This window comes from Streptomyces sp. NPDC003027 (assembly GCF_053591435.1).
The window spans coordinates 37,197-45,828 of the sequence record NZ_JBSFTU010000049.1 but is presented as its reverse complement, the minus strand read 5'-3'; the positions used below and the strand labels follow the sequence as shown (position 1 = coordinate 45,828).

11 protein-coding genes are annotated in these 8,632 nt (G+C 73.0%); 5 read left to right on the top strand and 6 right to left on the bottom strand.

What is annotated here, in order from left to right; translation table 11 throughout:
- Window positions 1-159: 159 nt before the first annotated feature.
- Window positions 160-408 (bottom strand): hypothetical protein, encoded by a 249-nt coding sequence (locus ACWDX6_RS26710; protein WP_451487434.1) that lies wholly within the window; start codon window positions 406-408, stop codon window positions 160-162.
- Here ACWDX6_RS26710 and ACWDX6_RS26705 point away from each other — a divergent pair.
- Window positions 401-766, top strand: coding sequence for a hypothetical protein (locus ACWDX6_RS26705; protein WP_451487433.1), 366 nt, complete (start codon window positions 401-403; stop codon window positions 764-766). The genes ACWDX6_RS26710 and ACWDX6_RS26705 overlap by 8 nt on opposite strands.
- A gap of 33 nt (window positions 767-799) precedes the next feature.
- On the opposite strand, the gene ACWDX6_RS26700 is transcribed toward ACWDX6_RS26705, so the two are convergent.
- The 3 genes from ACWDX6_RS26700 to ACWDX6_RS26690 all read right to left on the bottom strand — a co-directional run bounded on the left by ACWDX6_RS26700 (window position 800) and on the right by ACWDX6_RS26690 (window position 2,356).
- Window positions 800-1,150 (bottom strand): nuclear transport factor 2 family protein, encoded by a 351-nt coding sequence (locus ACWDX6_RS26700; RefSeq protein ID WP_451487435.1) that lies wholly within the window; start codon window positions 1,148-1,150, stop codon window positions 800-802.
- A gap of 209 nt (window positions 1,151-1,359) precedes the next feature.
- On the bottom strand, window positions 1,360-1,890 hold the full coding sequence (locus ACWDX6_RS26695) for a GNAT family N-acetyltransferase (RefSeq protein WP_451487432.1): 531 nt from the start codon (window positions 1,888-1,890) through the stop codon (window positions 1,360-1,362).
- Window positions 1,891-1,984: 94 nt separating this feature from the next.
- Window positions 1,985-2,356 carry a cupin domain-containing protein gene (locus tag ACWDX6_RS26690; protein WP_451487431.1) on the bottom strand — a complete coding sequence of 124 codons (372 nt, stop codon included), beginning with the start codon at window positions 2,354-2,356 and terminating at the stop codon, window positions 1,985-1,987.
- A 353-nt stretch (window positions 2,357-2,709) separates the two neighbouring features.
- On the opposite strand from ACWDX6_RS26690, the gene ACWDX6_RS26685 reads away from it, so the two are divergent.
- The 4 genes from ACWDX6_RS26685 (at window position 2,710) to ACWDX6_RS26670 (ending at window position 5,870) form a co-directional block, all read left to right on the top strand.
- Window positions 2,710-3,090, top strand: coding sequence for an SPW repeat protein (locus tag ACWDX6_RS26685; protein ID WP_451487430.1), 381 nt, complete (start codon window positions 2,710-2,712; stop codon window positions 3,088-3,090).
- Between the two features lie 220 nt (window positions 3,091-3,310).
- Window positions 3,311-3,664 carry a DUF805 domain-containing protein gene (locus ACWDX6_RS26680; protein WP_451487429.1) on the top strand — a complete coding sequence of 118 codons (354 nt, stop codon included), beginning with the start codon at window positions 3,311-3,313 and terminating at the stop codon, window positions 3,662-3,664.
- A gap of 216 nt (window positions 3,665-3,880) precedes the next feature.
- Window positions 3,881-5,173 (top strand): ATP-binding protein, encoded by a 1,293-nt coding sequence (locus ACWDX6_RS26675; RefSeq protein WP_451487428.1) that lies wholly within the window; start codon window positions 3,881-3,883, stop codon window positions 5,171-5,173.
- A gap of 145 nt (window positions 5,174-5,318) precedes the next feature.
- Window positions 5,319-5,870 carry a YdeI/OmpD-associated family protein gene (locus ACWDX6_RS26670; RefSeq protein WP_451487427.1) on the top strand — a complete coding sequence of 184 codons (552 nt, stop codon included), beginning with the start codon at window positions 5,319-5,321 and terminating at the stop codon, window positions 5,868-5,870.
- A gap of 16 nt (window positions 5,871-5,886) precedes the next feature.
- Here the strand turns inward: ACWDX6_RS26670 and ACWDX6_RS26665 are convergent, their stop codons facing one another.
- Complete coding sequence (locus ACWDX6_RS26665; protein ID WP_451487426.1) at window positions 5,887-6,399, bottom strand: GNAT family N-acetyltransferase; 513 nt, start codon at window positions 6,397-6,399, stop codon at window positions 5,887-5,889.
- A gap of 170 nt (window positions 6,400-6,569) precedes the next feature.
- Window positions 6,570-8,522 (bottom strand): hypothetical protein, encoded by a 1,953-nt coding sequence (locus ACWDX6_RS26660; protein WP_451487425.1) that lies wholly within the window; start codon window positions 8,520-8,522, stop codon window positions 6,570-6,572.
- Window positions 8,523-8,632: the final 110 nt, after the last annotated feature.

Below are 8,632 nucleotides of genomic sequence, written 5' to 3'. Positions count from 1 at the left end.
GTCACCGCCGTCGCCGTCGCCGCCCTGCTCGCCGCCCCGCGTCATCCGCGGGTGCTGGGGGCGCTGGCCGGCTTCGGGGCGATGCTGAAGGTGTGTCGGCTCGGCGGCACCGCCAGGGAGGCGTGACCGGTCAGGCCGGCCAGATCTCGCGGACCTGCCTCAGCCGTCGCGCCCGATGCGCGGGTCGGCGTCCCGGACCATCGTGGCGCGGCTCTCCGCCGTGCACGGCGGCCACTTCTCCCCGGGTCCTGCTCGCACACGAAGGAGACCCAGGCCCGGCGCATCCGCGTCGGCGAGCGTCCGCGACGGTGCGTCGCCCTCGGCGTCGAGCAGGTCGAATCCGAACGGCAGGTCGATACAGTGGTCCGCCTGGGAGCGGGTCGACGGGAGGGGCGGGGCGGTGACCATCGGCTCCGATACAGCGGTCGGAATCGTCATCCTGGCCACCGGCGCGGCCTTGATGGCGGCGGGAGCCACCTGGAAGGGGCGCGCCGTCAGGCCGTTGTCCCCCAAGCGGGCGCGGGCGGTGGCCGAGCGCGCCTCCGCCCGGGCTCTGCTGCGCGCGGCCGACGTGGCGATCGCCTCCGCGCGCGGGGCGGCCGCACCGGGTGAGCCGGTCATCGTCACCGTCGAGGACGTCGAACGGGTGGCCCGGGAGCACTTCGGGCAGGTGGACGTCGAGCGGCCACGGGCCGCCGCGGCCCTGCGGCGGCAGTACGAGCGCGGCGCGTGCGACGCCGACTGCGTGACCGACGCCTACGGCTGACGTTCCGGCCCTCCGGCCGGTTCGGCGGTGGTGCTACGACGGGTCGACGACGCCTTCGGGTACGGGTGTCGCCTGGTGGTGGTACATGCGCCATCCGGTGCCGTCGGCCGTGCGGCGCCACAGTGAACTGCGGCGGGCGCGATGCCCGTCGATGACCGTCTCGTAGGTCAGATGGACAATGCCGGGTGCCAGCACGACTCCTGTCATGGCGGAGGGCTCGTGGCGTGGGCCGTCCTCCGTGGCGCCGGCCATCTCGGGGAGTGCGGCGAGCATGGTGTCGTACGTCCAGCGGCGGCCGGAGGCGCCGATCTCGACGAACTCGGGGTCGAGGAGTGCGGCGGCGAGCGACCGGGAGGTGCGGACCGCCGGGTCCATGAGCCGCAGCTCGGCGGCGACGGCCTGGGAGACCTCCGCGGCGCCGCCGGTCGCACCCGGCTCGTCGGCGGCGGGGGCCCTGACGACGCCGCTCGGGTCGGCCGCCCGGGCGTCCTCGGCAGCCTGGCGGGTCTCGACGAGCCTGGCCGCCCCGCTCGCCCCCGTCGCGTCGGCGGCTTTCCCGTTCTCGTCGCGGATCCCGCCCTCGTGCCCGCCGCTCACAGCGCGATCCAGTAGCGTCGCTTGCGGCCGAGTTCCGTCTCGCGGATGTCCTCCAGAACGCCGCCGTTGCGCTCGATGGTGCGCGCCGAGGCGATGTTGTCGTCGTCGCACGTCACCAGGACGCGGTCGAGCCCCAGCGCGCGGGCCTCGGGGAGGACCGCGCCCAGGGCCCAGGTGGCGAGTCCCCGGCGGCGGGCGGAGGGGCGGATGCTGTAGCCGATGTGGCCGCCGGCCCGCAGCAGGATGTCGTTCAGTTCATGTCGCAGATCGATGGCGCCCAGGTACGCCCCGTCCTCGACGATCCACCAGTGGGTGGCGTGGACCGAGCCTTCGGCGAGCGGCCTCGTGGGGTCGGACTGGTCGCGGAGTCGGCCCACCCACGCGGCGAAGACCTCGGGGATCGCCAAGGCGCCGTCCAGCGCGAGCCGCATACCGGCACCGTCCTGGTGGGCACCGGGACTCCACTCGGCATGAGCTTCGAGCCAGGAGGAGTGCAGACGTGCCGTGGGGGCGATCAGTTCGGGCATGCGGGCGACGATAACAGCCCAACGCCCCCGTGATCAGCGGATATCCGGTCCGGCCGCGCCCTCGCGACGGCGGCTCACGGTCCCCCGTCAGGGGTCAGGTGCTCTGGGCCGTGGCGTAGTCGCCGAAGCCGACCCAGTCCAGGGCCACGCACGGTTCGTCACCGAGGACCAGCGCGTCATGCCCGGGGGTGACCGTGAAGAAGTCTCCCGGACCCACCTCGCCGGACTCGCCGTCGTCCATGACGATCTTCATCCGGCCGCTCACCACATAACCGACGTGGGACGCCTGGCAACTGTCGGTGCCCGCGATCGGCTTGACGTGCTTCGACCACTGCCAGCCCGGCTCGAAAACCGCCCGGCCCACCGGGCCGTGCTCGGTGGTGAGCAGGTCCAGCCTGCCCTTGCCCTCCTCGAAGGGGCGGGTCTCATCCGCGGAGTCGAAGCTCCGCCGCACGAATCCGGTCATGATCATCCGCCTCCCGGCGGTGGCGCGTGACAACCCCGAGTCCTCTTCCAGGCTACGCCGGGCCGGCCCTCCGGACCGGCCGCCCGCACATCGGCCCCGCCGCAGTGATCGCATCGGCAACTGTTCACCGGACGGTTTCTTCGTCCGGCGGTAGCGGCACATCCGCAGGCCGTTTCCTGTGCGCATCCTTTACCGGACAGAACTACACATAAAGGCCAGATAAGAGCACAATGAAACCGCGGCACAATGCCGCACGCGTGGTCAGACGTGTATGACGCCAGAAGGAGGCGAGTCGTATGTCTGACGTCTCTCACCGTCCCGGTGATATCAGGGGCCACCCTGACGCACCAGAAATGCGTGAGCGCTACTCCAGGATGCTCCAGACCCGGGGCGTCACGGCAGTCGAAGAACTCGTGATGCTCGCGGGTGTCTGGGCAGCGATCTCCGCATACACGGTTCACTTCGCAGCCGCCAGGCCAGAACTCGCCCTCAGCAACCTGGTCGTCGGTATCGCGCTCGCGGTCGTCGGCCTGTGCATGTCGATGGCTCCGGAGCGGACGGGCGATCTCAACCTCGCCGTCCTGCTGATGGGCGCCTGGCTGATCATCTCTCCCTGGGTGGTCGTCAGGGACCCCGGCACCGGTGCGATCCTGAGCAACGTCATCACCGGCGCGTGCGTCTGCCTCTTCGCGCTCGTCGCAGGCGGTCTGCTGATGAGCAAGAGGAAGACGTGACCCATCACTGATCCTCTTCCGACCGGTGCCGCATCCGCGTGGATGCGGCACCGTTCCTTGTGCGTTCACGCACACGCGGCACAAACCCAGACACACCGGCGCCCAATGCCCCCTAGCAGGTAACGAATTGACCCACGCCGTTTCGGCCACATAAGTTCTGCGTAAGCTTGCTCCACAGGGACAGGCTCCCGCATCACATCCCAGTCCTTGGGGGGACAAAGTGAACTGGTACCTCGACGTTCTCAAGAAGTACGCGGTATTCAGCGGCCGTGCGCGCCGCAAGGAATTCTGGATGTTCACGCTCTTCAACGTGCTCATCAGCATCGTGCTCTCGGTCATCGACGCCGCGCTGGGCATCCAGCTGCTCAGCCTGATCTACACGCTGGCCGTGCTGATCCCGGCGCTCGCGGTCTCCGTCCGCCGACTGCACGACACCGGCCGCTCCGGCTGGTGGATCCTCATCGGCCTGGTGCCGCTCGTCGGCTTCATCATCCTCATCGTGTTCTACGCGAGCGAGGGCAACCAGACCGAGAACGCCCACGGCCCGAACCCGAAGCTCGCGCCCGCGTACTGACGGTAGCCCGCGTACTGGCAGTAGTGCTCCGAAGCCCCCGGAAGGTTCCTTCCGGGGGCTTCGCCCGTTTCCGGCGGCTTCCGCGCAGTACGGACACGCCCTGGCCAGTGACGGTTCGTAGCATTCACCGGTCCCGCCTTGTGCACACTGGCGCACGACCCGCCTCCCCGGCCGCCCCTAGCCTCGCCGCATCAGTACGAACGAGGGGCGGTACCGGTGAACTGGCTCATCCACGACTACCGCGAGAGCGATCTCGCCGCTGTGGTCCATCTGATCGACACCACGGCCGAACTCGGACAGGAGTCGGTCTTCTCCCTGGCCGAGTGCATCGGCGCCCTGACCTCCCGTCAGCCCGCGGTCGTCGCCGTCCACCAGGGCGCGCCCATCGGTGCGGCCCTGGCCTGTGTGACCGGCGAGCGGGCCTGGGTGATGCGCATCGCCATCTCCTCGGCGTGGCGCGGCCGGGGCCTGGCCAGCGCGCTCCTGGTCGAGCTGGAGCGGCGGCTCGTCGCGGCGCGGGTCGGGCGGATCGCGTACGTACTCCCGGAGGAGGACCTGCTCGGCGAGGGGCTCCTCAACGCCGGCTACACGCGCCAGCCGGCCGTCGCCTACTTCGAGAAGGTCGAGCCGCTGCACGGGCCCGCCGCCAACCTGCTCGACGACCTCGGCGGACGGCTCCTGCCGGGCGACCTGTGGGCCAAGGTGGCCGGCATGGAGCGCGAGAAGGACCTGATCGAACGGCGTGTCGTGCTTCCCCTCGCCGAGCCGGAGCGCGCGGCGCGGCACGGTGTGCGCCCGCCGCGCGCGGTGGGCCTGTTCGGCCCTCCGGGTACGGGCAAGACCACCTTCGCGCGGGGCATCGCCTCGCGGCTCGGCTGGCCGTTCGTGGAGATCCTGCCCTCCCGTCTCGCCGACGAGGGCAACCTGGCGGCCGCGCTGCGCTCCGCGTTCGCCCGGATCGCGGAGCTTGAGCGGGTCCTGGTCTTCATCGACGAGGTCGAGGAGATCGCACCGGTCCGCTCCGAGCCCGCGCAGCCCGGCGGCATGCACGGCGTGACCAACGAACTGCTCAAGCTGATACCGGGCTTCCGGGAGCGCGACGAACGGCTGCTGGTCTGCGCGACCAACTCGATCCGCTCCCTCGACCCGGCCTTCCTCCGTCCCGGCCGGTTCGACTACCTCATCCCCATCGGGACGCCCGACAAGGCCGCCCGGGCCGCGATCTGGGCGCGCTACACCGGCGGCCGGGCCGATGTGGACATCGACGAACTGGTCACGGCGAGCGAGCTGTTCACCCCGGCCGACATCGAGCACGCGGCCCGGATCGCCGCCCAGAACTCCTTCGAGCGCGACCTCGTCGCGGTGGGGGCCCGAGGTGGCGTCGAGGAACGGGTACCGGGCGCGAGCACCGCGGACTATCTGGAGGCGATCGCCCAGTGCCGCCCGACGGTGACGCCGGAGATGATCACCCAGTTCGAGTCGGACATCACCACCCACGCACGCTTCTGACGCGCCCACCGGGATCCGCGCCGTCCTCCCGTGCGAGCGGCGGCGCGGCCCCGCCCGCCGCTGCCTACCCTGTCCACCGGGCGGTTTCCGCCGCTCGGCGACGACAGGGGGCTGGTCCGTGGAGCGGTACGAGGGGCTCGAGATCATGACCGTGACGACGGTCGAGGAGCTGGAGTCCTGGCTGGAGACACACCACGCCGAGGCCCCCGGTGTGTGGCTGAGGATCGCCAGGAAGGGTGCGGGGGGCGAGTCGCTGTCCCTTCCCGAGGTGCTCGACTGCATGCTCTGCTTCGGCTGGATCGACGGGCAGCGCAAGGGCGGGGACGGCGTGTACTACTTCCAGAAGTACACGCCACGCCGGCGGAGCAGCCTCTGGTCGCAGGTGAACGTCCGCAAGGTGGAGGCGCTCCTGTCGGCCGGGCGGATGCGGGAGCCTGGGCTCGCGGAGGTACGGGCGGCGCAGGCCGACGGGCGGTGGGCGTCCGCGTACCCCTCCCAGAGGGAGGCGACCGTGCCGGACGATCTGACGGCAGCTCTGGCGGCGGACGACCGGGCGCGGGAGTTCTACGAGAGCCTGGGGAAGACCGACCGGTATCTGGTGGTCCTGCGCTTGTGGCAGGCCCGGGCGCCGGAGGTCCGGGCGCAGCGGCTGGAGCGGATGATCGCGCGCCTGGCGGCGGGCGAGAAGGTGCGCTGACGGCGCGGCGGACAGGTCAGGCCCGCTTGCGGTAGAGCACCTGATGGGCGTCGAACTCCTCGAAGGAGGCGGCGTGGGTCATGCCGATGCCCTCCAGGAGCCGCCGGGAGCGGTCGTTCGCCTCCTGGGTCACCGCGACCACGCTGGGCGTGCCCTCCAGGGCCCGGTCGACGGCGGCGGCGACGGCCTCGCGGGCGTAGCCGTGGCCCCAGTGCTCGGGCAGGAACTGGTACGACACCTCCGTCTCCCCGTCCCGCGCGTCCCACTCCAGCGTCACCAGGCCGAGCAGCGCCCCGTCCGACGCCCGTACCACCGCGTGGACGCCGGGGGCCCCGACGATCCGCCGCTGGCGAATCCGTACGACGTGGTCGGCGACCGGACCGCCCAGGTGATGACGGACCGTCGGGTCCGTCCACAGCCGCGTGACGGCCGGGACGTCGCCGGTGCGCACGGGCCGCAGCAGCAGCCGTCGGGTGGTGAGCGTCCAGGTTGCCCGGTGGCCCGCGGCCGGCGCGGAGGAGGTGGCCATGGATCGATCATGGCACTCCCGCCGGATCGTGCGCGCTCCGCGTCCGGGACGAGATGACGGAGCGTCGGCGCCGTCCCGGGCGCGCCGGTGCGGGGCCCGGGTCGGCCGTGGGTGTGAGCGGTGAGCGCCTCCGAGCCACGGCTTCGGGTGGCCGCCGTGTCGCCCCCGGCTCAGCGCATCCGGCGCTGGAGCGCGGCCAGCGCGCCGGGCTGACGGCCCGGTACCTGGCGGCGCAGGGCGATGAGCGCGGGGCCCAGTTCGCGGGCGCGGGCGGGGTCCTGGATCTGTTCCCACTGGTGGTGGGCCCGGTCGACGGCGCCTTCGACGTCGGGGTCGCCGGGGCCCTGGCGCAGGCCGAGTCGGGCCTGGGCAGCGGCGATCCACAACTCGCAGCTGCGGGCGGGCTCTCCGGCGAGCCGCGCGAGGTCGGCGCGCACCTCCATCCAGTGCACGGCCTCCTGCGAGCGCGCGCCGTACCGCCGCAACGCCTCCCGTTCCCAGGCGGCCGCCACCGCGATGGCCTCCCCGTGCCGTCCGGCCTGCGCCGCGGCGAGGATCTCGCGGTGCGGGTCGTGAGCGGCTGCGACGGCCGACGCTCCACCACTGGTGCCGTGCGGCGAACGGGACGACGGCGACATGGTCGGGGCCGGCTCCGCGGGTCGGGCGGTCACATCGGACGGCGTCGCGGGGGTGGGGGAAGGACCCCCGCCGGGCGCGATCGCCGCGCCTGCCTGACCCGAAGGCCCCCATGTGCCCGAAGGTCCCCGTGTGCCCGACGGCACAGGCGGCGCCACCGGTGCAGGGCCCGCGGCTCCGGCCGGAGTCGGCCACGCACCGGGCGGCGTATCCACTCCCATGCGGCCCGACCGCCCGCCGTCGGTGGGGGCAGCCCCTGCCGGAGCCAGGGGCGCCGCCGGACCGACCGCCGCCGACGCCCCGGACGGCACGGCCGGCACGGCCGGCACGACACGGTCCGCAAGGCCGCCGGACAACGACGACGCCCCGAGCGGCGCGGAGGAGACCTCGACCGGCCCCGACGTCCCTGCGGGCGGCGTCGCTCCCTCCCTGAGCGACCCGGCAGGAGCCCCCGGGGCGGGAAGGCCGGCCGGCGGCGGCCACTCGCTCGGGGCCACGGCCTCGACCACCGGACCCGAAGGACCGGTGCCGGTCCGCGACTCGCTCGCCGGAGCGGTCTGTTCCGGCACCGTGGGCGCGGGACGGATGGGCGCCACAGGAAGGGGCGCCGCGGCCACCGGAAGCGACCCCGCCGGCACGCCAAGAGACGCCCCCGACCCCGGAAGCAGCCCCGGCGCCACAGGAAGTGGCGCGGACGCCCCCGGAAGCGACCCCGGCGCCACCGGCAGGGACGTCGCCGGGGCCCCGCCTCCAGGTCCCACCGGCCCGGCCGTCACCGGAGTCGGAATCCATCCACCCCCCGCCCCCTCCCCCGCGGGGCCGACAGCATGCGGTGGCGCCCCCGTCGGGGCGAGCAGCAGCGCGTCGCTTCCCGCCGTGCGCGCGGCCGCCTCCTCGTGAAGCTGGGCCAGGGACGGACGGGCGCCCGTGCGCCAGATCGTGGCGAAGGTGCGCAGGTACTCCGGTGTGGCGGGCTCGCCACGGCGAGGGGCCGGGGCGACACGCCCGTACAGGAGCGGGCCGGGCCCGAGGGACAGGAGCCCGGGCGTGGCGGTCAGGCGTTGCCAGAGCTCCGCCTCCACGACCAGGTCCGCCACCACCGTCGTCGTCCCCGGGCCGCGCACCGCGAGTTCGGCCGCCAGCCAGTGCCACGGCAGCCCGGTGTAGCGCAGCGTCGTCGACGTCGTGCGGGCGAGCGCCAGATGCGGCAGGTGCTGGCGGCGGTCCAGATGGACCTGGCCCGCGAGGTAGACCGCCATCGGCCCCGGCGTCGCCGCGGCCGCCCGCAACCGGGTCAGAACGGTCTGCGGGTCCAGCGGGTCGGCCAGTTCGACCACCGTCGCCGACGGCGTGCCGGTCAGCACGCTCGGGGGCACCGCCGCCAGCGCCGGAAGCACCGACGCCGCGTCCATCGCCCTGCCCCGTCCGGTCGGCGCAGCCGCCAGCAGCACCGCCGTACCCACCGTGTCCACCTCGTCGCTCACCACAGCAGCACCGTAACCCGAGAGCCGGTGGCCGATAATCGGCGGGCCGTTGGCATATGTCAGAAGCACCACCGGATCGAGTGTTGCCAAATCGCTTACGGCCTGCGTCAGCC